Below are 253 nucleotides of genomic sequence, written 5' to 3' on the forward strand. Positions count from 1 at the left end.
GTTGGTATTCACGACTTTCAATTCAGTCAAACAGGGTTGTAAATGACTAGTCTCGATTATCTGCCTTCCACCCCAGAGCAGCTGTTTTTGGTTGCGAAGGAGCTCCATGCTCAATGGCGACTGAATGAAGCTGATATCGCTCTGAAGAAGCTACGTGAAGCACCGGGAAAATACGAAGTTGCTGCGTTGAATCTTCACGCCGACATACTATGGTCTCTTGGCGATGTAGAAGATGCTAGGGCCGCAACGGAGC

Annotated in this window: 1 protein-coding gene; it reads left to right on the forward strand. The window is 48.6% G+C overall.

The window, feature by feature from the left end; genetic code table 11:
* Positions 1–42 precede the first annotated feature (42 nt).
* On the forward strand, positions 43–253 hold a 211-nt coding region (locus AC0IYH_RS32870), incomplete at its 3' end, for a hypothetical protein (RefSeq protein ID WP_471838567.1).

The organism is Pseudomonas sp. AC463 (assembly GCF_979253585.1).